General features: G+C 41.6%; 22 protein-coding genes. 8 read left to right on the top strand and 14 right to left on the bottom strand.

The annotated features are described in order from the left end of the window. Positions 1-3: 3 nt before the first annotated feature. Positions 4-864, bottom strand: a complete 861-nt coding sequence (hisG, locus tag P2W71_RS10645) for an ATP phosphoribosyltransferase (RefSeq protein WP_276370641.1) — start codon at positions 862-864, stop codon at positions 4-6. A 368-nt stretch (positions 865-1,232) separates the two neighbouring features. Between hisG and P2W71_RS10650 the strand changes: the two genes are divergently transcribed. Then, positions 1,233-2,246 carry a tetratricopeptide repeat protein gene (locus tag P2W71_RS10650; protein WP_276370644.1) on the top strand — a complete coding sequence of 338 codons (1,014 nt, stop codon included), beginning with the start codon at positions 1,233-1,235 and terminating at the stop codon, positions 2,244-2,246. A gap of 9 nt (positions 2,247-2,255) precedes the next feature. Next, entirely contained in the window at positions 2,256-2,891 is a 636-nt protein-coding gene (locus tag P2W71_RS10655; RefSeq protein WP_276370647.1) for a CoA pyrophosphatase, read from the top strand. Between the two features lie 83 nt (positions 2,892-2,974). On the opposite strand, the gene P2W71_RS10660 is transcribed toward P2W71_RS10655, so the two are convergent. Then, positions 2,975-3,523: a ferritin gene (locus tag P2W71_RS10660; RefSeq protein WP_276370650.1), complete on the bottom strand. Its 549-nt coding sequence runs from the start codon at positions 3,521-3,523 to the stop codon at positions 2,975-2,977. 128 nt (positions 3,524-3,651) lie between these two features. On the opposite strand from P2W71_RS10660, the gene P2W71_RS10665 reads away from it, so the two are divergent. After that, complete coding sequence (locus P2W71_RS10665; RefSeq protein ID WP_276370653.1) at positions 3,652-4,293, top strand: response regulator transcription factor; 642 nt, start codon at positions 3,652-3,654, stop codon at positions 4,291-4,293. A gap of 4 nt (positions 4,294-4,297) precedes the next feature. Here the strand turns inward: P2W71_RS10665 and P2W71_RS10670 are convergent, their stop codons facing one another. Then, positions 4,298-4,909 carry an arylesterase gene (locus P2W71_RS10670; protein WP_276370656.1) on the bottom strand — a complete coding sequence of 204 codons (612 nt, stop codon included), beginning with the start codon at positions 4,907-4,909 and terminating at the stop codon, positions 4,298-4,300. A gap of 88 nt (positions 4,910-4,997) precedes the next feature. On the opposite strand from P2W71_RS10670, the gene P2W71_RS10675 reads away from it, so the two are divergent. Both P2W71_RS10675 and P2W71_RS10680 read left to right on the top strand, forming a co-directional pair. Then, complete coding sequence (locus P2W71_RS10675) at positions 4,998-5,708, top strand: ABC transporter ATP-binding protein (protein WP_276370659.1); 711 nt, start codon at positions 4,998-5,000, stop codon at positions 5,706-5,708. Positions 5,709-5,852: 144 nt separating this feature from the next. Further along, the gene (locus tag P2W71_RS10680; RefSeq protein WP_276370660.1) at positions 5,853-6,314 is read left to right on the top strand and encodes a DUF5004 domain-containing protein; all 462 of its coding nucleotides are present in this window, start codon (positions 5,853-5,855) and stop codon (positions 6,312-6,314) included. Between the two features lie 67 nt (positions 6,315-6,381). On the opposite strand, the gene P2W71_RS10685 is transcribed toward P2W71_RS10680, so the two are convergent. From P2W71_RS10685 to P2W71_RS10695, 3 genes are all read right to left on the bottom strand, one after another. After that, the gene (locus P2W71_RS10685; RefSeq protein WP_276371730.1) at positions 6,382-8,001 is read right to left on the bottom strand and encodes an ATP-binding cassette domain-containing protein; all 1,620 of its coding nucleotides are present in this window, start codon (positions 7,999-8,001) and stop codon (positions 6,382-6,384) included. Positions 8,002-8,203: 202 nt separating this feature from the next. After that, positions 8,204-9,223: a GntR family transcriptional regulator gene (locus P2W71_RS10690; RefSeq protein ID WP_276370661.1), complete on the bottom strand. Its 1,020-nt coding sequence runs from the start codon at positions 9,221-9,223 to the stop codon at positions 8,204-8,206. A gap of 160 nt (positions 9,224-9,383) precedes the next feature. Further along, a complete protein-coding gene (locus P2W71_RS10695) occupies positions 9,384-10,760 on the bottom strand; it encodes an FGGY family carbohydrate kinase (protein ID WP_276370662.1) in 1,377 nt (458 codons plus the stop codon). A 241-nt stretch (positions 10,761-11,001) separates the two neighbouring features. Between P2W71_RS10695 and P2W71_RS10700 the strand changes: the two genes are divergently transcribed. Continuing rightward, positions 11,002-12,399, top strand: a complete 1,398-nt coding sequence (locus P2W71_RS10700; RefSeq protein ID WP_276370663.1) for a hypothetical protein — start codon at positions 11,002-11,004, stop codon at positions 12,397-12,399. A gap of 218 nt (positions 12,400-12,617) precedes the next feature. Here the strand turns inward: P2W71_RS10700 and P2W71_RS10705 are convergent, their stop codons facing one another. The 8 genes from P2W71_RS10705 to P2W71_RS10740 form a co-directional block, all read right to left on the bottom strand. Then, positions 12,618-14,366, bottom strand: a complete 1,749-nt coding sequence (locus tag P2W71_RS10705) for a hypothetical protein (protein ID WP_276370664.1) — start codon at positions 14,364-14,366, stop codon at positions 12,618-12,620. An 8-nt stretch (positions 14,367-14,374) separates the two neighbouring features. Then, positions 14,375-15,412: a substrate-binding domain-containing protein gene (locus tag P2W71_RS10710; RefSeq protein WP_276370665.1), complete on the bottom strand. Its 1,038-nt coding sequence runs from the start codon at positions 15,410-15,412 to the stop codon at positions 14,375-14,377. 34 nt (positions 15,413-15,446) lie between these two features. Further along, a complete protein-coding gene (locus P2W71_RS10715) occupies positions 15,447-16,397 on the bottom strand; it encodes an ABC transporter permease (RefSeq protein ID WP_276370668.1) in 951 nt (316 codons plus the stop codon). Positions 16,398-16,456: 59 nt separating this feature from the next. Beyond that, complete coding sequence (locus P2W71_RS10720) at positions 16,457-17,929, bottom strand: sugar ABC transporter ATP-binding protein (protein WP_276370670.1); 1,473 nt, start codon at positions 17,927-17,929, stop codon at positions 16,457-16,459. Beyond that, the gene (locus P2W71_RS10725) at positions 17,929-18,960 is read right to left on the bottom strand and encodes a Gfo/Idh/MocA family oxidoreductase (protein WP_276370673.1); all 1,032 of its coding nucleotides are present in this window, start codon (positions 18,958-18,960) and stop codon (positions 17,929-17,931) included. The genes P2W71_RS10720 and P2W71_RS10725 overlap by 1 nt, the downstream gene beginning before the upstream one ends. Before the next feature lie 3 nt (positions 18,961-18,963). Continuing rightward, positions 18,964-20,292 carry a glycoside hydrolase family 140 protein gene (locus P2W71_RS10730; RefSeq protein WP_276371731.1) on the bottom strand — a complete coding sequence of 443 codons (1,329 nt, stop codon included), beginning with the start codon at positions 20,290-20,292 and terminating at the stop codon, positions 18,964-18,966. Positions 20,293-20,414: 122 nt separating this feature from the next. Further along, positions 20,415-21,263 (bottom strand): phosphogluconate dehydrogenase C-terminal domain-containing protein, encoded by an 849-nt coding sequence (locus P2W71_RS10735; RefSeq protein WP_276370674.1) that lies wholly within the window; start codon positions 21,261-21,263, stop codon positions 20,415-20,417. 10 nt (positions 21,264-21,273) lie between these two features. Beyond that, positions 21,274-22,140: a sugar phosphate isomerase/epimerase family protein gene (locus tag P2W71_RS10740; protein ID WP_276370677.1), complete on the bottom strand. Its 867-nt coding sequence runs from the start codon at positions 22,138-22,140 to the stop codon at positions 21,274-21,276. 128 nt (positions 22,141-22,268) lie between these two features. Between P2W71_RS10740 and P2W71_RS10745 the strand changes: the two genes are divergently transcribed. Next, a complete protein-coding gene (locus tag P2W71_RS10745) occupies positions 22,269-23,144 on the top strand; it encodes an AraC family transcriptional regulator (RefSeq protein WP_276370680.1) in 876 nt (291 codons plus the stop codon). Positions 23,145-23,187: 43 nt separating this feature from the next. Further along, positions 23,188-24,039 (top strand): polysaccharide deacetylase family protein, encoded by an 852-nt coding sequence (locus P2W71_RS10750; RefSeq protein WP_276370682.1) that lies wholly within the window; start codon positions 23,188-23,190, stop codon positions 24,037-24,039. The last annotated feature ends 6 nt before the right edge of the window (positions 24,040-24,045 follow it).

Here is a 24,045-nt window from a genome sequence, read left to right on the forward strand (position 1 = left end):
AAATCAGACAATCATTTTCTCAATTGGTATCACTAAAATCCCTTCGGCACCACATTCTCGAAGCAGATCTATTTTTTCCCAGAAGTCATTTTCGTCGACAACAGAATGAAGCGAGCTCCAGCCTTTGCGGGCTAGGGGTACAATGGTCGGACTTTTCATACCAGGTATCACTGTCGTGATTTTTTCAATGGCTGTATCCGGGCAATTCATGAGAATATACTTATTGTTCTTCGCCTTTTTAACGGCTTCAATCCTGAATAGAAGTTTATCAAGAATTTTTTGTTTTTCGGGATCTAATTCCGGATTAGCAACGATGACAGCTTCCGATTGGAGTACGGTTTCAACCTCTTTTAATCCATTGCTTAAAAGTGTGCTGCCCGTGCTAACGATGTCACAAATTGCATCTGCTAACCCTATGCCTGGAGCAATCTCAACTGAACCACTAATTTCATGTATTCCTGCTGTAACGTTATTCTTCGATAAAAAAGCTTTTACAATGTTGGGGTAGGAGGTGGCAATATTTTTTCCATTTAAGGATTGTATTCCTGCGTACGTTTCGGCACGTGGAACGGCGATGGAGAGTCTGCATTTGGCAAAATCAAGCCGTTTTACAATTTCATTTTTCTTTTGTTTCTCTGCTACGATATTCTCTCCAACGATACCAACATCCGCGACTTTATCTTCAACGTATTGTGGTATATCATCATCGCGAAGAAAGAGTACTTCAACAGGAAAATTTCTGGCCTGAGTTTTAAGTTGATCTTTTCCATTGCTAAACGAAAGTCCACTCTCCTTTAAAAGTGCAAGTGAACCCTCCTGTAGTCTCCCTGATTTTTGAATTGCTATGCGAAGCAGTGTACTCATACGTATTGACCTTGGCTATTGTATTGCCAAGGATTTATTTTAGTTAGTTTAACTTTAATACCGACATCAAGCTGCCAACCGTTAGGCAAGAGTCAGCAATAAAAAAGGCTTGCCACAAACCGCGACAAGCCTTTTTTTAAATCTCTTATAGTTAGATCAAAACATAGTCTTGCCACACATGCAATTTACATGATGATGATGGTGCAAGCCGATGTTGGATACTTTGTTCATTGTCTTAACGGGTACAAATAAATCAAATGCTTTCAAATTCTCAAAATTTACTTCTATAAAAACATAATAAAAAGGTAAAATTACCAGCGCGAACGATTGATCATTCAATATTGTACTGATATTGTTCGTGTACAGATATGAGAAAATTATACTGGATAGTCGGCATCGTGCTCGTTTCGTGCCTCGATAGCAAGGAGACAAAGCTGCAGCGTTTCCTGATCCAAAGTAACGACATGGTTGCTAAACAAAATGTTGAACAGGCTGAACGCTTTTTGAAAGAGGCTATTAAGCTTGATTCTTGTTTCGCTGATGCCTGGAATAATTTGGGTACACTATACTTCAATCAAATGAAGTATGCTGAGGCGCTTGAATACTATAGTACGGCTGTAGGGTGTAACCCTAACTTCATCGATGGTTATTTTAACCGGGCAAACACAGCCTATGAGTTGAAAGAATATTACAATGCATTAAAAGATCTGGAGACGGTGTTTAAAAATAAGCCAGATACCGCGGCTGGCTATTTTTTACAGGGACTTATTCATACTCGTATGCGTAAATTTGATGACGCGTTGCATTCCTTTCGGGAAGCGGAAAACTTGGATAAAGGCAATAATGAAATTCTTGTGAATATTGGTACCGTGCATTACTATAAAAGACAGTATGACAGCGCACGCCATTATTTGAAACATGCCATTGAAATTAATCCACAGGAAGCAAACGCACTGAATGCGCTTGCTATGGTTGAAGTCGAGCTGGGAAATTATGATGAGGCGCTAGCGTTATTGGCTAAGGCACTTTCTATTCAGCCAAAAGATCCATATTTTTTGAATAACCGCGGCTACGTTTACCTACTATTAAATAAAATGGAAATGGCGCTGAATGACATCGACTTGAGCATTACGCTTGATCCTTACAACGGTTGGGCTTACAGGAATAAGGGAGTTTATTATCTCATGTCTGGTAATCATGACGATGCAATCAGGCTTCTCAAACGGGCTGAGTCGAGTGATCCTTTTATCGAAAAAGTAAACTTGTTTTTAGGAGATGCGTTTCTGAAAAAGAATGACGCAAAACAAGCTTGCGATTATTATTCAAAAGCATTGGAACGCGAAGAACTTAGTAAACATGCGTTTGAATCTAAATGCAAATGAAATCGTATCATGTATTCGCGATTGATTAATAGTCTTATTCAACGGTTGGAACGTGAGCTTCCCTCGGCACTCGCACATGAACCACTCCGGGCAACTCCGGTTGGCCCGGTTCGACCGAAATTCAAAACCGATGAGCAGCCAAGATCCGGAAGTGTATTGATTTTACTGTATGAAGACCAAGGTGAAATCAAATTTCCATTGATAAAACGACCTGAGTATGCGGGCGCCCACGGTGGACAAGTGAGCTTGCCCGGCGGAAAAACTGAACCAGGTGAAGATTCTATTCAAACAGCGTTGCGGGAAGCAAATGAAGAAATCGGTGTGTATAGCCCTGACGTTAATGTTCTCGGCAGATTAACTGAATTTCATGTTCTACCCAGTAATTTCTTAATAACGCCAGTCGTTGCGGCAATTCCGTACAGACCTGTTTTTATCCCGGATTCTTATGAAGTTGCAAAGATCTTAAGTGGCACAGTAAATGAATTGATAAAGGATGATGCTGTTATGATAACAGAGGTCCTCGCCGCCGGTCAATACCGCATGCAAGCTCCTCACTTCAAAATTGAAGACGAAGTTGTCTGGGGCGCCACGGCTATGATGCTGAATGAGTTCAGACTAATATTGAGAGAAATAATGGGATCGTAGTTTCAGGTCCTGGCTCACTAAGCAAGCACTCATAAACCAAGGAACCTGAAACCACAATCTAAAATATGAACGTCGGAATGCCTTTATAACTTTCCGGAGATTCGCGCAGCGTACGATTCGAGCTTGCCAACTTCCTGATCAATCATCCATAGACCCACGCCTTCTTCGCCGATAATATCAAAGATTTCAACAGCTCTGCGTGCAAGTGTTTCTTCTTCACGTTGTTCATTAACATACCATTGTAAGAAGTTAAATGTTGCAAAATCTTTGATCTGTAAGCATTGGTCCACAATGTTGTTGATGGACTTTGTTACTTCAATTTCATGGGTCAGCACTGATTCAAATACTTCCCGAAGTGTTCCAAAGGTGTGTTTGATACCGGCAATTTCGGGTTGAAGGGCATGGCCACCGGCTGCATTTACATAACGGAAAAGTTTTAACATGTGCATGCGTTCCTCTTCTGAGTGTTTGTACAAAAATTCTGCAGACACCTCGAAGCCTTTTGTATCGCACCAAGAAGCCATGGAAAGATATGCTGCTGAAGATTTGCCTTCCATCACGATCTGTTTGTTGAGCATGTCTTCAATTTCCGGTGTAATCGAGCGGGCTGGGGTATAAGTTTGTTTTTTCATCGCTATAATTTGTTAGGACAGTCTAAAAATTAAAGGTAACAGAAAAGGTCAAAACCCCACCATTGCAAATATATTATTTGGATTAATTCTAAATAACGAATAGACTTGTAGTCTATTCCAAGTATACAATGAAGATTGATGCCTTGCTTGCTGATAAACAACCCTTGACTGCCGCAGGTTTAGAATCATTTCTTCTTGACAAACAGGAGATTAAAATTGTGGGAAAGGTGGCACACGGGGAACAACTCGTGATCATGATGGAAAAAACTCATCCCGACCTTTTAATTGTCGATTATAATATACCTGGATATGTGACACTAGACGACATCCGAAACGCGATGTCTGTTTCTTCAAGGACCAATGTCCTTATTTTATCAGCGGATAATAACAAAGCAACTATCCTTGATGCGCTGCAATTAGGAGTGAAGGGCTATATTACGAAAGACTGCAGCCTCCAGGAAGTTGGAATGGCTGTTCAATCCACCGCCAAAGGAGAAAAGTTCTTTTGCCATAAAATTCTCGATATTATCATGGAGAAACGTTTCGGAGTCGAACCGGAAATGGAAACATCGGGTCTGACAACACGCGAGACAGAAATTCTCAAATTAATTGCCCATGGCCATTCCAGCTTGGCTATTGCTGAAAAATTGTTCTTAAGCCCACACACCGTGCAAACTCACCGGAAAAGCATTATAAGAAAACTAAACATAAAATCACCGACAGAATTTGTGATTTATGCCATGGACTTTGGACTTCTAAAAATCAAATAGCAAGTCATTTGAGCAACGGTTCTAGCACCTTGACTACGTTTTCAGCCACGATTTTGTGACCGTCCGGGTTTGGGTGTATGCCATCATTAAGGTTTAGCTTTTCGTTGCCCGCCACATCCTGCAACAAAAATGGAATCAGGGTAGCGTTATTTTTTTTCGCGAGTTCCGGAAATATTTTTCTGAAATTAGCAGTGTATTCGGGTCCCATGTTAGGAGGAACCATCATTCCCGCAATTATGATTTTCACGTTAGGAAACTTGGCCTTCACCTTATCGATGATGAGCTGCAAATTCCTCTTTGTTTGATCCAGCGGCAAGCCCCGTAATCCATCGTTGGCACCGAGTTCTAAAACAAAAACATCGATTGGTTGGCGAATAACCCAATCCAGGCGATTGAGACCACCCGCCGATGTTTCACCGCTGAGTCCCGCATTTATCACTCTCGCAACTTTCTTTTGTTGGTTTAATTTTTTTTCCACCAGGGCGGGAAAAGCTTCTTCCGGCGATAAACCGTACCCCGCCGTAAGGCTATCCCCATAAAAAAGAATTACTTTTGGAGCCGGATCATAGCTGAAAAGACTTAAAAGAAAAGCAATAACAAGCGTTTTTATCCCCATAGAAACAATGAATTTCGTCTTTTATCCAACTCAGAAACATTTTTGATGTATTAACGTCTTCACCAAAGTATTGATTCAAACAAAAACCATGTCAACTCCAATTCTGCAAGCTGAAAGCCTAACAAAAATATATCGTTCCGCCGATAAAGAGCTTATCGTGCTGGATAATGTTTCATTCACTGTTGAACAAGGTGATTCGCTCGCTATCATCGGGCCTTCCGGGAGCGGTAAAACTACCTTATTAGGGCTTTGCGCTGGTCTCGATACCGCCACGTCTGGTGTTGTTTCGTTAATGGGCTTTAAGCTTAATGCCATGAGTGAAGACGACAGGGCTTATGTCCGTAATCAATATGTAGGTTTTGTTTTCCAGAATTTTCAGTTGCTCTCAACTTTGACGGCGGTGGAAAATGTGATGGTTCCTCTTGAATTAAGAGGTGAACGAAATGTTAATCAAAAAGCGAAGGATCTTTTAGCCCGCGTAGGACTTTCTGATAGACTTCATCATTATCCGTCACAATTGTCGGGCGGAGAGCAACAGCGAGTAGCCATGGCGCGAGCCTTCATTACGGATCCCAAAATTCTTTTTGCAGATGAGCCCACCGGAAACCTTGATGAGGAAAACGCAACCCACATTACGGAATTACTTTTTGGAATGAATAAAGAGAAAGGTACTACACTAGTGCTTGTAACCCATAATCTTGAACTGGCACAACGAACCCAGCGAATTCTGCGAATGCGAGGTGGGAAACTCATTGAGGAAATTCTGGTAGAGGGGCTCAAGCTCCACATTCAAGGGTAAAATTTATCTTCATCATGTGGAATCATTACGCAAGTGAGTGATACTAATGCTCCACAGATATGCGCTGGAAATTCCAATTTCGCTTTTAAAAAACAAGGCATGATTTTTACGCCTGTATAACTACAAACATCTTAACATACTTTTATGATAGTCAAAAAGTCCCTTTTTATTCTGCCTTTTATTTTGGGGTTACTTGTTTTCAAAGTTTCAGCTCAACAATCCACCGAAGGGCCGCAAAAGGCAATCGAGAGCATCGTCGGTAAATGGCAGCTGCAGAAAGTTTATGCCGGTAGCCGGGAAATCACTGCCAACCCTAACGCTGAGCGTCAATCTTCAATAGAGTTTAATGAAGACGGAACTTATAAGTTGCAGGCAGAGGACGAAGATAATGGGTCGTACCGCTTGAATGAAAATCATTCCGTATTGTATCTAGAAAGTCAGCAAAAAAGTGAGACATCCTCAGCGGTTAATACGCCAAACTTAAGTGAATACAATATCACTATTAGAAATGGCATATTGACTATGCAATCCAAAGAGGGAACATCTCCGTCGACGAGGTACGTTTATGCGCGGGCGGGACAAGCAGCTGAAGGAGAAGATAAGTAACAATTCATTCCGCAAAATCTATTATGGTTGCAGTGAAGGATTGTCACTCACTGCAACCACAAAATAATTAGGCGTAAAGCAACACTTTCTGCTCTGATACTTTCTCACTGGTAATATATTCGTCGTACGACATAAGCTTATCGATGAAGCCGTTTGGTGTAATTTCAATAATCCTGTTGGCAACAGTTTGGGTGAACTCATGATCGTGCGAGGTGAAGAGCACTGTACCAGGAAAATCTTTTAAAGCATTGTTAAACGCGGTGATCGATTCCAAATCCAAATGATTCGTTGGTTCGTCAAGAATCAGCACATTGCCTCCGGCTAACATCATTCTTGACACCATGCAGCGAACTTTTTCGCCACCCGATAAAACATTGCATTTTTTAAAAACTTCTTCTCCTGAGAAAAGCATTTTTCCAAGGAAACCGCGGATGTAGACCTCGTCTTTATTTTCGTCTTCCGCGAATTGCCTGAGCCAGTCAATCAAGTTGTCATTCGACTTGAAGTATTGCTCGTTATTGTTAGGCAAATAAGCAGTCGTAATAGTTTGACCAAATTTAAAAGTTCCCTTCTCTGGTTTGATTTCATTAACCAAAATTTGGAACAGCGACGTTATCGCCAGGCTGTCTTTGCTCAGAAAAGCAATTTTATCCCCTTTGTTGACAAAAAAGTCTAGATTCTTAAACAGCGTATTTCCATTCAGGGAATATCCCAGATTTTCTACATGCAGAATCTGGTCTCCAGCCGTTCGTTTTTGTTGAAATATAATGGCAGGATACCGGCGCGTAGAAGGCTGGATATCATCCACGTTAATTTTTTCAAGCAACTTTCTACGACTTGTCGCCTGACGCGATTTGGACGCATTTGCACTAAAACGAGCAATGAATTCTTGAAGCTCTTTCTTTTTTTCCTCTGCTTTTTTATTGGAAGACGAACGTTGAGAAAGTGCTAGCTGACTGGATTGATACCAAAAAGAATAATTACCTGTAAATAATTTGATGGCGCTAAAATCGATATCAACAATGTGCGTACATACTGTATCTAAGAAGTGACGATCGTGAGATACGACAATAACGGTATTCTTAAATTCAAGTAAGAAGTCTTCAAGCCAGGTGATTGTATGGATGTCAAGATCGTTGGTAGGCTCATCCAAGATTAAGATATCGGGATTACCAAATATCGCTTGGGCCAAAAGCACCCGGACTTTTTGGTTACCATTTAATTCTTTTACAAGCTTAAAATGTTCTTCTTCATCAATGCCTAATCCGCTAAGAAGGGCTGCGGCATCAGATTGAGCATTCCAACCATTCATTTCAGCAAATTCAGCTTCCAACTCAGAAGCGCGAATTCCATCGGCCTCCGAGAAATCAGCCTTTTCGTAAATGGCATCTTTGTCTTTCATTATACTCCAAAGTTTGGAGTGCCCCATCATGACAGTATCCAATACAGGCGCTTCATCAAATTCGTGGTGATTTTGGCGAAGAACTGCCATGCGTTTTCCCGGTTCGATGCTGATTGAACCTCGGGTAGGATCGACTTCGCCGGACAAAATTTTAAGAAAGGTTGACTTTCCGGCTCCATTGGCACCGATAACTCCATAGCAGTTACCGCCGGTAAATTTGATATTTACGTCATCAAATAAGACTCTTTTCCCAAACTGGAGCGAAAGATTATTAGCAGCAATCATGTTGTAAACAAAATAAGCTGCAAAGATACGCAAGGGATTTGAAATCCGCGGCAGATCAAGTTGTAAATAGTAGGGAGGCGCAGCTAGGAAATTGACTTTGTTCAAAAGTGATTAACAAACCATTGCGCTGCAAGCAATGGATCCCGGTCGCGCATTTAAACGAGGTAGTGGCTTCTTGGAACCACTACCAGCGTTGAATTCTTTAGATCGAATTTCTAATAATAAGGGTAAACGGATTTTTAATTTTGGTCCGCTTTCTGTTCTTAATCATATCGGCAAGAGTTTCGCCCATTTTATTAAAATCAGTACTGAGTACTGTAATACCTCCCGCCAGGATTTCTTTAAACGGAGTATCGTTGTAAGTAATGGTTCCGATATCCTCTCCAAGTTTTAGATTTTGTGCATTTGATTTTTTTATCAACTCCACCAAATCAACCTCTTCGATAACGATATATAATTCACCCTCACTTAATTCACGTTGTCCCACGCGTTCAATGATTTCATAGTTGAAACCTTCAGCTTCACAAAAATTCACAAACCCCTGGGATATACCTGCACAGTAATAATTGTCGGTAGGGAACACTAAAACAAGTTTATTGTATCTTTTTATCTTATCAATACCCGTGTAAAGCGCTTGATGAATATCGAGTTCAAAATCTTCAAAGACACAGCCGTAGTCTCCGTCAATTCCCTCCATATCTTTGTTTAATAAAATCAAACGTTCCTTAGGGATTTTATTGATGGCCGCTTTAACACTTTCTGTTTCATGACGTAAGTGGGGCATGAGCACGTAATAATCGTAACGCCCTAGGCTTTCAATAATTATTTTCTCCAACGTACGGCTATCTGCATTATGCACCTGCAAGTCAACCGTAAATCCTTCTCCGACATTCTTTACGAAAGAGTTGTAGATAGTTTTTTTATGATCGCTTAGTTTGTTGAACATCAATAAAACCCTTCGCTCTTCATTTTTGCCTGTACTCGAAACATAAAACCCTTTACCCCGGACAGCAGTGATAATTCCTCGCTTGCGTAAAATCTTATACGCCTTTTCAACAGTGTCGCGCGATAAATAATATTCTTCACTGGTCTCATTAATAGATGGTATTTTGTCGCCCACCTTTACAATTCCCAGTTCAATATCTGATACAATTGTATCAACGACTTGTTGATACTTCGGAATTTTTGATCCTTCATCAATCGTTAAAAATCCTTCAAACATAAGCTTAGGTTTAATTTGGTGTTACAACCGGGTCAAAGAAGATCCTTTAAAAACAAAAATATAGGAAAAACTTTTTGGGTATTCAAACTTGTTCTAACGATTGCAAGTGCCGGTGCTATCGTTTTCACTAAACATCAGAGAGTTATATTTTCCTAAAAAACTAGACGGCATTTACATTTACCTGCGCCGTTTTGCCCGCATAGGCATTTTTTCCGGTTACAAGCCAGGCGGCTCCGAGCGCTGTTGCACGAGGGTGGTCAGAAATTAATATTTTTCTTTCAGGAAGCTCCCTTTTCATGATTTCCAGAAATAATTTACTTTTTGTGAATCCTCCTACTACAATGACATTTTGTATCTGGCCGTTCGGGTCAATCAAATCGATTGAAATCTTTTGCCACCGTACGAGTTGACTTACCAACTGATGTTGAGCCTCTTCAAAATCTTTAAACCTTGAATAATCAATGGAAAGGTTCGAGGAATGTAACTCCGGCCCTGTTCCCTCCATTCCCAGCGGCTGAAAGTCTACAAACGAATTAGCATTTCTTAAGCGGGAATAACATTCTGGATTGAAGGCGATATTCTTATAATAATCCTTGTCAAGGTTATAATGTGCTGCCAGCGCTTTTTGCTGAAGTTCGTGTTCATGACCTAGAAAAATCCGGGAAGCTTTCACTGGTTTACCCTCGAATGTCAGATAACACAAACAATCCTGCGTCAATTCACGATGGGTAAGTAACTGATCGTTAAACGGATTGAAGCAAATATTCCAGGTGCCGGTTGATAACAAAAGAAACTTCTCCTTCATCACAACCAGATATGGCATCAATGCAGCTGAGCTGTCGTGAACACCCACTCCAACTTTTATATGCATACCGTTTTGAACATAATCAGTGGTATGGTCTGCGTGGTGAATAACAGGAAACAGTTCCTGTAAATGTTCGGCCTTGACCCAGTGATGATAGCCTTGTTTTTTAAAATCCCAGAGCAGTGTATGACAACCTATGCTCGTTACTTCTGAAAACTTCTTTTTAGTCAACAGGTAAGTAAAGTATTGAGGAAAGTGCAAGGATGTTTCAATAGTTGAAAAAAGTGCCGGCTTTTTGCATTTTAACCAATACAGTTGAAGCCCTGAATTCAATAATCCAAGAAAGGGAGATGCTGTATTTATGGACAGGTCGTCCTCCGTGTTATACTTTGCTAAAAAATCTCGTTTACAATCTTCTGGAAAAGGCTTAAGATAATTATAAAAGAATTTTATAGGATCACCGGTTTTTGAAATGTGTACCAGGCTGGCGCCGTAAGCTGAAAAATTAATATGTGTAATAAGGTATTTCGGATGCCTTAGAAAATGATTCAATCTCTCAATTACCCATTGACTAAGCGCAGGTAAGTCTTCGGATGGGAAGTTATCATCATCATTTATTTCACTGAAGGTTGTGGTTTCCTCCTCCAACACATGAAAATCTATATCGAAGAGCAGAACCTTTTTAGTGGTTTTGCCAATATCAAATATCAGCGTAGCGGCTTGTCTGTTCAATGTTTGAAGGTTTGGGGAAAGATCAAAAAAAAACTGAAGTTTCGGACTTCAGTATAAAGAAAGGACCTCCTGACCGCTCATCTTAAAAAAGACAAGCGGCCCCGGCTGGAGGTACCTAACCAATAAACAAGTAATATATTAATACACGAAGGGGTGTCCTGTGTTGTCATGCACACATGCGTGCGTATAACCACAGGACACCAAAGTTTGGCTTAGAAGCTTAATTTTCCATTATTTACCTATGGCCAAAACTTTAAAGCAGCAGTTAGCGGAAGTTAATGAATATGAGCGCGAGCCCATTCCTGCTTCAGCTCTTAAATCATCCGGAAGTTTTATTGGCATGTATGCCGGAGAACACACTGCAGGCACAGAATATGTCATCGGGCCGCTGTTTGTAGCGCATGGTGTCGGTGCCGCTGACCTCGTAGGTGGTTTGCTCGTGGGCAATTTCCTTGCAGTTCTAAGCTGGGCGTTCCTTTGTGCGCCCATTGCTACGAAAGTCAGGCTTACCTTATACTATCAACTAGAGAAGATCTGCGGTATTAATCTGACGCGCATCTATAATTTGGTGAACGGCCTCATGTTTTGCTTTTTGGCGGGTTCAATGATTGCTGTGTCAGCGACTGCAATTGGCATCCCATTTAATTTTCCAATGCCCAAACTTACCGATATGTACCCGACCAGCATAGGATGGGTACTAACGGTCTTTGCTGTAGGGACAGTAATTACGCTTGTTGCTATTCTAGGATATGAGCGCATTGCCAGATTCGCCAATGTTGCGGCCCCGTGGATGATTGGTGTTTTTTTGGCTTCAGCGTTGGCTGTGCTACCCGAACTCGGGGTCACGTCGCCGGGTGATTTTTGGGGAGTTGCCAAGAGCGTAATTTGGACAGGGATTCCCCTCGAAGGCCAGGATAAATTTACTTTCTGGCATGTAATGTTCTTCGCATGGTTCTGTAACATGGCCATGCACATCGGTATGGCAGACATGTCGATACTACGTTATGCTAAAAAGTGGACGCATGGATTTACGTCTGCCTCGGGTATGTTTGTTGGACACTTTCTGGCTTGGATGGCTTCTGGAATCCTTTATGCTGTATACCTTCAAAAAAATACAGGAGAATTTGCTCCTGGCCCCGTTTCGTTTTATGCCGCGGGTTTTGCCGGAGCGGCGTGTGTAGTGATCGCCGGATGGACTACGGCGAATCCAACTATCTACAGAGCAGGCTTAGCTATACAAGCAATGATGCCCAAAACAACGACATGGAAAGTTACCCTCGTGGTTGGATTGGTTACAACCATTGCGGCTTGTTTTCCGGCATTGGTAATGAGACTACTGGATTTTGTAGCGTTGTATGGATTGATCCTCATGCCCATGGGAGCAATTATTTTTGCTGATTTCTATTTGGCGAAACGAATTGGTTTTTTGCCTGACTATGCATGGCGCGCGGGTACGGAGTTTAACATTGCCGCTGCACTTACTTGGACATTGACGCTTGCATTTTGTTTAGGCCTCAATATGTTCGCGGGTGTAGAAATATTTTTCCTGGGGTTGCCCGGATGGTTCGTCGCTATCATTTTGTACGTCGCTCTGAGTAAGTCATTACAACGAAAAATATTAACCGAAGCTGCCGTATGAAAATGCTCATGTCTGTTCTTGCTATAATTGCATTAGGCCTTACAATTGTTCCATCCATCCTTGTGTTTAATGGAACGATTGAATTGGATCTACACAAAAAGCTAATGACTGCTGGGACTTTCCTTTGGTTTGTGGCAGCGCCTATTTGGTTTAGGAAGGAGAAAGTCTAGTACGGTAATTTTTAAATTACACTGATGTCTTAGACCTATCTCTTGCCTTCAGTGAATATGTTGAACTTTAATTTCGTAAGGTGTTAGTAAGAACTCGTCTTTTCTAAAAATTACTCTTTGTGGTGAATCGGTGTAATTCACAAGAATAAGTTTGAAACTGTTTTGGCTTTTTAATAGCAGGCCATCGCAATACAAAGGATTATTGCTTTCGGTATGAACTATCTCTTGTTTTTCGTCTGATAAGATCTCTTTCAAAACATCATAGACCGGATACTTTTTTCCTGCAGAAGAAATTACCCCCTGTCTTCCTACTGTCTGATAATAAGTAACCGAGTTAGCATCTGCATGGGCCAGTGTTTTTATACTTCCCAACGTAAAGGCTGCTGTAAAAGGTGTTTGTTGCCGGGGATCAGCTTTTTTATCATTAGACAAGAATTTGTCTTTGCTGACGGTCGCGGCAGGATTGAATCGTTTGCGCAAAGTTAGTGACGATACATGCACAGCCTTTCTTTGTCCATATAAGGCACGGGCGGACTCAACTGTGTCTGATTGTGCGCCAATATTTTCGATTATCGTCAAATCGTCGGTGGCGTGCTCTTGCGGATCAATGCTGTAGCTGATGAAGTCAAGAAGATTCCCATCAAATCTATTGCAGTTTAATTCACGAAAGTTGTGATCCGTACCGGCGCCAATCAGTGTGGAAGGAAGATGGTTTTTTATGGATGTGAATTCGCGAACGAGTGTCGGATCGGTAGCTGGCTGATCTGTACTTAGCAAGATGATTTGTTTCACACTGGCTTTGAGTTGATTTACCATTTGATAAAACTGACCTAACTCTTTTATGTCAGCTATGTGTAAACCTATTTCAAGCGGTAACTTCAGGGCAGTAGCATTTTGGCAATCCAGTGTAAATTTTTCAATCCAATCTGGGGCTGAAGGCCGCACTTCTATACGATAATGACTTAATCTCAAGGCATGAAGTAATTGCAGCATTTCCTCTGAAAGCACCTCAACTTCGGTTGAGGCAGCAATACCGATTGCAGGTAGTTTTGACTTTCGCTCCAAGGCGATAATTTCCACCGGCTTGTTTAAATTGGGGATAGGCAATAATTCGGATTCTGCTTTGAAGGTTATTTTTTGGTGCACGTTGTCGCCTGCTTTGAGTTGAACGGGAAAAGGTTTGTCCAGCGGCGTGCAAAATGTTTTATAGGAAGCATCGGACCAATTACGCTGATCTTCGGTTTCAAAGATGTCTCCTTCAAATTCTAGGACATACCATTCATACTGGCAGCGCCAGCGAAAACCTTTCAAATTTTTAAAAGGATTGTCCGCAGAGATCGTAGTGGGAAAAAATTTCTTAATCCGTGATCCGTCTGGATGCAGCAACTCGCATGGATTACCTGCTGTATGTTTTATGGGATGTAAAACGCAAATACCTGCGCGGTTCTTCAATACATCGGTGATTGCCTTACCTTGAACTTCAAAGGTTACCACACTATTTGCCAAACCAGTAATCAACACGTGCCAGGAAAATATTCTTTGTTCTTGCACCTCATAATAGCAATCGTATTCGATTGTGAAATGATCTCCCTGATCATCAATTATTTCATTTTCAATGGTGTGTTCAAAAGTATTCCAGTTTTGATCACGCAACGCCATGTATACACTACGAACAACTTCGATATCGCCATAGTGGATGTGACGAATGAATCCGTTCAGATATCCAAGTGAAAATACACCTGCTTTAAGTGTCTGGAGTTCGCGGAGCGCGGTAGTAGTGGAGGTTGAACTTATCATATTCAAAATTAACGTTTGATAAACTGATCTACATTTTCCGGCGTTATTTTAAGTAACCCGGTATTAATGATATAAGGAACGCTGGTGATGCCCGCCTTTGCATCATTTTGAGCCAGCGGGTTTGTCCGGTGCACCATATCATACAAGAATTGAGCGCCGTACCACGTGAACAGTTCACGTTTTTGTCCTGCCAGCATTTGAATAACACCATCCTTCAATAGCTGTAGATGTTCTGGTTCCCAATCTACGGTTGTGATTTTTATTTTTCCTGTTTTTCCAGCTTCACGAACGGCTAAGGCTATTCCCGGCCCGGAATTGGAATCGAAACCACAGATCCCGGCTATGTCCGGATGTGCTGCAAGAATATCTGAAGTTATTCGGGCGGCTTCTTCCACGTTCGCTTTGTCATCATATTTTCCCACTACCTCTATTTCTGGATATTTTTTAAGAACATCGAGCAAACCCAGAAAGCCTTGTTCCATATTCGTGAGTCCTAATATGCCCATGTAGGCGACTTTTCCTTTTCCTGCAATGAGCTTAACCATTTCTTCGCCTTGCATCTTTCCGATCTCATACCAATCAGTTCCGAGGAATGCATGACGCTTTGAGTTTGGAATATCAGAATCATAAACAACGGTTGGTATACCTGCTGCTACAGCCTTATTTATAACCTGAGCTATTGCAGGATCTGTTCCGTTAATTAGCAAGCCAGTAGGATGTGTTCCGATTACCTCCTCGATAGTATTTATTTGAGCAGGTACATCCCAATCAGCGGGCCCAAGAATGGATACTTTCACATTCATCTTTTTTCCCCACCGTTTAAACGCGGCCTGATCATGGTTTACGTACATTGGCATTGTCACCGCCGTGGTGATCATCACATATTCTTCGTTAACTATGTCAACGGAGTCAAAATCTGTCCCAAGGTCATGTCGGGTTATGTTTTCATTTCTGGGTGGCAGCTCACAGCTTCCAAACAAAACTATGATAGCGCCAATAAAAATCCGTCGCACCAGCATTTCGATATAGCGTTGTTTTTCATTCATAGAAAGTAAGGTAAAAAATTTCATTACAGTAACGTCAAACAACTCCTGCGTATTCTTTTTGAAGATACTTATCTACCCAAAGTGTCCCGATGAGAATCAGTCCCAGGATTATGTCTTGCCAGTATCCCGACACGCGCGCGATGACCATGATGTTTGAGATTAATCCCATGAAAAGCGCACCGAGTAACGCGCCAGGAATTTTACCAAACCCTCCGCTTAATGTCGCACCGCCAAGAATGACTGCAGTAATGACGCGCAATTCAAGACCGCGACCCATGGTGGGTAGTGCAGCGCCGAGCCGCGAGGATAAAAGTATTCCGGCAAACCCGGCCAGCACGGCAGTAATTATAAACCCGGTCATTTTCATTTTCTTTACCTGTATGCCAGATAAGTCAGCAGCTTTTTCATTTCCTCCGATGTAATAGTACCGACGAAAGAAAATTGTTTTGTTGAAAAGGAATGTAAACGCAAAAACCGTAGCGAGCATGTACCAGATGGGCATTTGAACACCCAGCAATTTAGATTGGCCGATGGCATTAAACCAATAAGGAAGATTTTGAATTCCTGACCCACTCACCAGCAGCGCGCAACCCCTTACTATTCCCATCATTGCCAGCGTTTGAATCATTGGATTTATATTTTGATACGCAATGAGATAGCCATTAACCCATCCGATCAGAAAAGCACTTGCAAGACCAGCAGCTAACGCAATGGGTACAGGTATATTGAAAAAATGCATGAGATATGCTGTGAGGCATCCTGTAAAAGCAACAATGGAACCTACCGATAAATCAAAGGCACCTGAAATCAATAGCAACATCATGCCAACGGCGACGATCGTGTCGATTGATAGATTAAGCAAGATCTGGCTGAAATTTTCGAATGTAGGAAAAGTACCCGGAAAAACGGCACTCGTAATCAACGCTGTAATCACCAGTAGAATACCAAGCGAGTATACACGCTCTTCAAGTATTTTTTGAATCATTTTAGTATTTTGTTTTTCGGGAGTGATTACCCTCCTCCTAAATATTGTTTGTAATTATATCAGGTCGCCAACTTTATTATTTGTTCCTCCGTCTTTTTATCTCCGGAAAGCTCCCCTGCGACCTTTCCATTTTTGATGACAATAATTTTGTCGCACAATCCGATAAGTTCTGGAAGCTCGCTGGATATTATGAGAATACCTTTTCCTTCTTCAGCAAGAGATTTTAAAATCTGATAGATTTCAGACTTTGCCCCAACGTCTATGCCGTGTGTTGGTTCATCGACAATCAGAACATCAGGATTTGTGAGCAACCATTTGGCCAGCATTACTTTTTGTTGATTGCCGCCACTTAAATTGATCACTGGTTGTTTGAGAGTATATGAAACAACACCAAGTTTTTCTTTGGCTGTTGTGGCAAGCTGCTTTACTTTTTCAGTGTTATAATATCCTGAAGGCATGATCCGGTTTAGACCGGCGGCAACAACATTATCCTGAATGCTCATGCCTGGAAACAGCCCTAGGTTTTTTCTCTCCTCAGTGACATATCCCACGCCGTCTCGAATAGCTGCGGCAGGATGTCTCGGATGAAATGGCTTGTTGCGTAACCGAACTTCGCCTGATTTTATTTCGTCCATACCAAAGACAGCGCGTGCAATTTCGGTTCGTCCCGCACCCATTAAACCTGCTAGGCCGACGATTTCACCTTGGTGAACGACCAGCGAAATGTCCTTGAATTTCGCTCCGCTAATATTTTTAACTTCTAATAGGACTTTGTCATTTTTCGAGCTGGATGTTTTTAAGATCTTCAGTTCACGGCCTACCATTTTGTTAATCAACGTTTCTTTAGTGAGGCCTTTCGAATCGAATGTTCCCTGGTATTGACCATCTTTTAATATGCTAACGCGATCTGATAGCAGAAATATTTCATTCAGCCGATGCGAGATGTAAATGATGGAAACGCCATTAGTTTTTAGCGTTTGAATAATTTCAAACAATGTTTTTGTTTCTCTGTCCGTGAGAGAAGCTGTCGGCTCGTCCAAAATCAGGATCGATGGATCCTTTGACAACGCCTTGGCAATCTCTACCATCTGCTTTTCGGCTGGAGAAAGTTTAGCCACCAATGTTCTTGGGTTTATATCAAACAATTTTAGCTTCCGCAAAAGCGCATTGGTCTTTTCATACAACGTATTAAATTGAATTATCCCGTACCGGTTTCTGGGTTGGAGGTTGGCGAAAATGTTCTCGGCAACGCTAAGGCTATCGACCAAACTCAGGTGCTGGTATACGATGGCAATGCCATTTTCAAATGCTTCCTGCGGGTTGTGCAACAACACTTCTTTATCGTTCAATAAAATCCGTCCGCCGTCGGGCTGAAGATTGCCCGAAAGTATATTCATCAACGTGCTTTTGCCGGCACCATTTTCTCCGCACAAGGCATGGATTTCACCCGCCTGAATTTCCATTGATACGTTACTCAACGCTTTTACGCCGGGAAATTGTTTTGAGATATCGTCAAGCAGGAGGGAAGCCATCAGAATGTTTGAAGATCTATGATAGAATCCGTTTTTGCCGAAGCATACGAAGCATGTACTAACCTTACGGTTTCGAAATTATCTTCCCCCGTTGTTTCGGCGTGTGCCTTACCCGTTAAAGCATTTAATAAATTACGGTTGCAATCGACAATACTTGAATGGACCATCGCATTTTTCGGATCTACCCAGGAATATAACGTCGGGTTGGCAGTGACTACGTCAGTACCGCTTTGCGTAGTGACATGGAGCTCATACTCTTTGGTAAGATGAATAGATCCTTGAGCACCTTCTACCAAGATGAACGTCTGCGGGAATGGTTCATACTCAAGAATAGACGCATACGACATCTCTGCATAACAAGTCATTCCGTTATGCATTTTCATAAAAACATTTGCCACGTCTTCTCCTTTGATTTTGGAATTAACTGTTGAAGTATGGCACTGTAAGGTACGCGCTTCCCCGAAAAGAAAACGGCATACATCTAATATGTGAGATCCAATATCTGTTAAAATGAATTCATTTAACTCTGCTAAAAAAGGCTGGTTGTCGAATACTGGAAAACGGGAACAAAATGTCACTCGCGCCTTGAAAGGTTTTCCAATGATGTTTGAATCTAGAATTTCTTTGAATTTCCGTATGGGAGCCTGCCATCGCCAGTTCTCATGAATATAAAAAGGTGTTTTTGTTTGCTTACACACGTCTACCATCTGCCTGGCGATGTGAAGTTTGGATGCCATAGGTTTTTGGCAAATTACGGCGATGTTTTTTTTGGCAGCCATTTCTGTAAAAGGTGCGTGCGTATCAACATCGGTGATGATATCAACAAAATCAAGTTTTTCGTTTTTTAAAAGGTCCTCGATGTATTCATATACACGCGGTACCTTGAATTTATGCGCCAGTGCTTCTGCCTTTGGTTTGGTACGATTGTATAATGCAACGAGTTCCACGCCTTCAAGTTCCATCCATGCAGGAATTTGATAATTTGCCCAGAAGCCTGTTCCGATTACTGCAAATCGAAGATTTCTATTCATGGGTTATTTTTTAGTAACCGGTGGTGCATAATTTTTTGATGCATCGTCAATAATTAATACCCAATCCTGTCCATATCCGGTTGACGGTGGTGTAAACTCCTGTTGGGCATTTTTAACCGACTTGTTATTATTTTTCACTTCACCATTGCGGGGATTGTACCAATAAGAGTTGATCTCCTTTCCAGATATTTTATTGGTGTTGACGGTGAATTTTTTTCCTTGAGAACTGTATACAAAAATATAGTCATTGCCGCGCGTCGCCTGGACATGGTCATGGGCGCCCAGGGCATCCGTTATTAAAGATTGGTCCGGGATTCTGTCAAACATCGGGCGCGATTCGATGAGTGCTCTGACATACTTCATTTGACCTGCCCCGGGAAGGTCGAGCGCGATGTACCATGGCCGGCCAGGGCCGTTAAGAGGGGCACGGTTTGGCGCATACATCTGCCATATATCATGGCACCCGTAGGTATGACCAAAAGCTCCGGCGAATACATCAAAGTAAGCGGCCTTTCGCACATCATAGGCGCTGGATGTACCAAGGTCCTGAACGTTAAAGCACACAGGGTGGTCTTCGTAAATCGGTTCACCATCGACCACGGGTTTCACGGGCTTGAGATTATATGCATACGCCATTCTCTCCCATAAGCTCAGATCTCTACAATGTCCTGTTTGAAACATGTTGAAGTCAAGCCAATCGTCGTTATGAAACCATTTGGCTGTACCACCATCCTGAATCCCGTTAGGTTGCGGGTGAAAAGACATCAATGCATTATTTTTCCCAACGGCTTCTTCGATACCAGCGGCCATGGCTCTCCAGAGCGCTATGTCATTCTCATTTCTTGGATTGCGATCACCTCCTAAAAGCCAGACAATATTTTTGTCATTTTGATAGCGATTGCCCAACCATTTTCCATATACCCTCGCGTTCTCGACAGTAAATATTTCGGGCCCTACTCCCCAATGTGCTTTGAAAACTTTATCTCCCCAGGTTGGAAGCATGCCAATGTACAGATTGAATTCCGCTGCCTTCCGAACAATAAAATCAACATGTTGAAAATATGCTTCACGCGGTTTTGTAGGATCGTCATTCTCCAACGGTCTTTCACCATAAGGATTGGGGTCGTGAAGCCCATCCAATTCTGCCAGCACAACGGCCTGGATAACAGTAAATCCCTTATCGGCTCGATTTTTAAGATACATCGTCGCTTCTTCGCGGTTTAGCCGGTGAAACAACTCCCACGCTGTATCGCCAAGCCAAAAGAATGGTTTTCCATCAGCGGTTTGGAGGAATCTTTTGTTCGGACTTACCTGGAGCTGTGCAAATACCATATTTGAAAATATACTGATGATCAACGTAGATATTAAAATTTTGAAACCTTTCATACTGATAAATTTTTGAAATTCGTGTTTTGTTTTACGAGATATTTTATCCGTTCAACCGGAATTACTACTTATGTCTTTGGAATTTTTGTCATCACTTCAATTTGGTACTTGACGTGATCGGGCTCAAGGACTTTTTTCCAATCTTCTTTGAAGATAAGTGGTTTACCGATTTGGATGGCTTTATAACAAGCGTCTGAAAAAACACCACCAGGAATTTGATCAAAACAAAGTGCCAGATCGATGTTGATATGTCCCATAAAGAAATCAAACACCGCATCTTTTGGAACACCTTTTCTGATCACTTCGTCCATTGCCTCTCGCATCGTAAACATAACAGCACCAAGGAAGGTCTCGGCTAAACCAGGTTCCAAAAGCGCCATTTGTTCAACGGTGATTCTATGCGCCCTGGTTACCGGTGCATACATTGTGGTAGCCAACGTTTCTCCCATATTATAATGCTCTTCAGGTCCCTGCATGAGTGCGCATACAATTGCCTGGCGCGCGGTGATTCCACCAAAGTAGTCAAAATGTTTTTTTGGATCTTCTTCATAATTGAAAACCGAGGGATGCGTCGGATGCGAAACGAAGTAAGAAATATCGGCTCTTGTTGGCAAGTGCCCACCTACTGCAGCAGCAGGGTCCAGTGTAACGACAATCGCGCCAGGCTTAAACTTGGAAAGCATTTCGGATGCGACCTTGCCAATGTAAATGTCAGGTACAGCGAGAATTACAATATCTGCAGTTGGAATGATATCATCAGCATTAGAGACCTTTATCCCCCGTTTTTCCAAGCGATCTATACCGACTGAACTTACTTCGATGTAATGCATTTTGTAAGACGAATTTTTTAAGTTATCGGTAAGGCGGCATCCCATTTTTCCGCCAGCACCAACTAAAGCTACTGTTTGCATTGCCATATTATTCCCATTAAGTGTTCGTTTTAAAATAGATTTGATCCTTTAAGTATCGAATGCTTTCATCTGCCCATTGCCTTTCTTTTTTAATTGTTTCTTCCAATTTAGATTCGGGTGTAACCCACTGCTCAAGGATGGCACTTTGGCAATTGCTAAATTTTTCCAGCTTTTCCATGAGGAACGGAAGATCTAACATTCCTTTTCCTGCAGGGGTACCTGTAACTGTGAATCCCATGTTATGAGCAAATCGACGAATCGTAAAATCTTTGATATGCAGATTTACCGTAAAGGGTGCGAGCCATTCGGTAACTTCATGAAGTCCCTCTCCAGCGCCAATTGAATTTACTGTGTCCAGGCAGATACCAATGTGATCATCTGAAATCGTGTCCATGATTTCCCTTAGTTCCTTTGCTCTGAATCGATCGTGATTTTCAATGCCTAATGTGATCTTTTGTTTTTTCAGATCAGGTAACGCGTTTCTTAAAATCGAGGTGATAGTTTTATCATCCGGTTCATAATTATCCCCGTCAACAACAAATCGAAGTAAAGGCGATTTGAAATACTCAGCGATTTCAATATACCGATGCAGGTGATCTTCTGTTAAGCGACGGGCTCCCACTTCCAGCCGGATACCATTGTCGTGAATGGAGGTGGCGAGACTGGATAATCTTTCCGCAGGAATTTTATGAAGCGGAAAATTATCGCCGAGTTGTAAACATTTCAAACCAAAGGCTACAGTTTGAGCCACCAGATCATGTTCAGTTAAATGGGCATGACTTCCATTTACGCCAGCCGACCATCCATAGGTAAAACTGCTGATGCCTAAAACCATGTTGGATTTATTTTTTACAATGTTACGCGAAGGTTCAAGCGATTGCATCCACTGATTTGCTTAATATCAATGCTATTTTTGCATATCTTTAATCAGATAAGTTATAAAATGTTTATTTAGAACATATGGTTAAGCAGCTTTCTCAGAGGCCTCAATTGCTTAAGATCATTCCACCAATGGAGAAATCCATTGTAATTAAAGGGGATGATATTGCCTGGAACAATCCTTGGCACTATCATCCAGAGATTGAACTCCTGTATTGCATTAAGGGAAAAGGGACCAACTTTATCGGTAACAGCATCAGGACCATTGAAGAGGGCGAGTTGTTATTGTTGGGAAAGAATTTACCACATACCCGGCAACGTGACCGGCGACATTATCTGGATCATCCTCAAGAAAATCCAGAGTCAATAGTCATTCAGTTTCATGAAGATTTTTTAGGTGAACATTTTTTTGAATTAAGAGAATTTGTTCACATTCAAAAGCTTCTTCATCGTGCAAGGATCGGGCTGAAATTTTTCGGGAAAACACGAAATGACGTTGCGGCAAAGCTGGAGAAGATCAACAGTATAAATACTACGGCGTCTATTTTGGAACTATTGGCCATCCTTGATTTACTCGCCCGTTCTGACGAATTCATCGAACTGAATGCAGCGAATTATTTTAGTGATGTGCATGAAAAATCTTCTCAGAAGATTAATAAAGTTTATCACTATACAATTGAGCACTTTCGAGAACCCATTTCGCTTCACCAAGTAGCGTCGCTTACAAATCATAGTCCTGCCGCATTCTGCAGATATTTTAAAACACGGACACGTAAAAGTTATTTTCAATACCTGACCGAAATGCGGATAGCCTATGCGTGCGAGTTATTAATGGAAGGGAACCTGGACGTAACACGGGTTTGTTTTGCAAGTGGATTCAATAATCTTTCGAATTTCCACAAACAGTTTAAAAAAGTTATGAAGATAACGCCTAGTGAATATCGCTATAAGAGTTTGAAGAAAATACCCTCCATTCATCCGGGGACAAATGAAGCAGGCTTAAGCTAATCATCTTAAAAAACAGAAGCATAACCAAATTAAACCATCCTCCATGAAAAAAATCCTTAGCTCAATTATTATTTTCCTGTTAGCAATTACTGCGGAAGCACAACAAAAACCAGGGCCGAGGCTTATCGTTAGAGGAGATGATATGGGGTTTAGTCATTCGGGAAACGAAGCGCTTATTAAATGTTACAAAGACGGTGTACAAACCTCAATTGAGATTATCGTTCCGTCACCTTGGTTTCCGGAGGCAGTACGACTGTTGAAAGAAAATCCAAAAGCCGATGTAGGGATTCATATTGCATTGACCAGCGAATGGGATAATGTAAAATACCGTCCGGTGTCGCATAGTCCAAGCCTTACAGATGCAGACGGATATTTCTATCCTTTTATATACCCAAATAAGAATTATCCCGGCCAGGCACTGACGGAGAATAAATTTTCACTTGAAGATATTGAAAGAGAAATCCGTGCGCAGATTGAACTCGCCATAAAAAAAATTCCGCGTATAACGCACATTTCTTCACACATGGGATGTTATAATATGAATCCAGATGTTAAAGCCATAGCCAAAAAATTAGCAAAAGAATACAAGATAGACATAGACCCTAGCGAATATGATGTTAAGTACGTCAGTTATTCAGGAGCAAAGGAAACTTCAGAACAAAAAGTGCAAAGCTTTATTAAAATGCTCGATGAATTAAAAGCAGGAGAGACTTATTTGTTTGTTGATCATCCGGGAATTGACACGCCGGAACTTCGAGCGATTTCCCATATCGGTTATGAAAATGTCGCTGTGGATCGGCAAGGTGTAACGGATGCATGGACGGATCCAAGAGTAAAAGAGGCTATCAAAAACAAAGGAATACAGTTGATAAGTTACGCTGATCTCAAAAAGTAACTGCAA

This window comes from Chryseolinea sp. H1M3-3, from assembly GCF_029360725.1.
Lineage (GTDB): Bacteria > Bacteroidota > Bacteroidia > Cytophagales > Cyclobacteriaceae > Chryseolinea.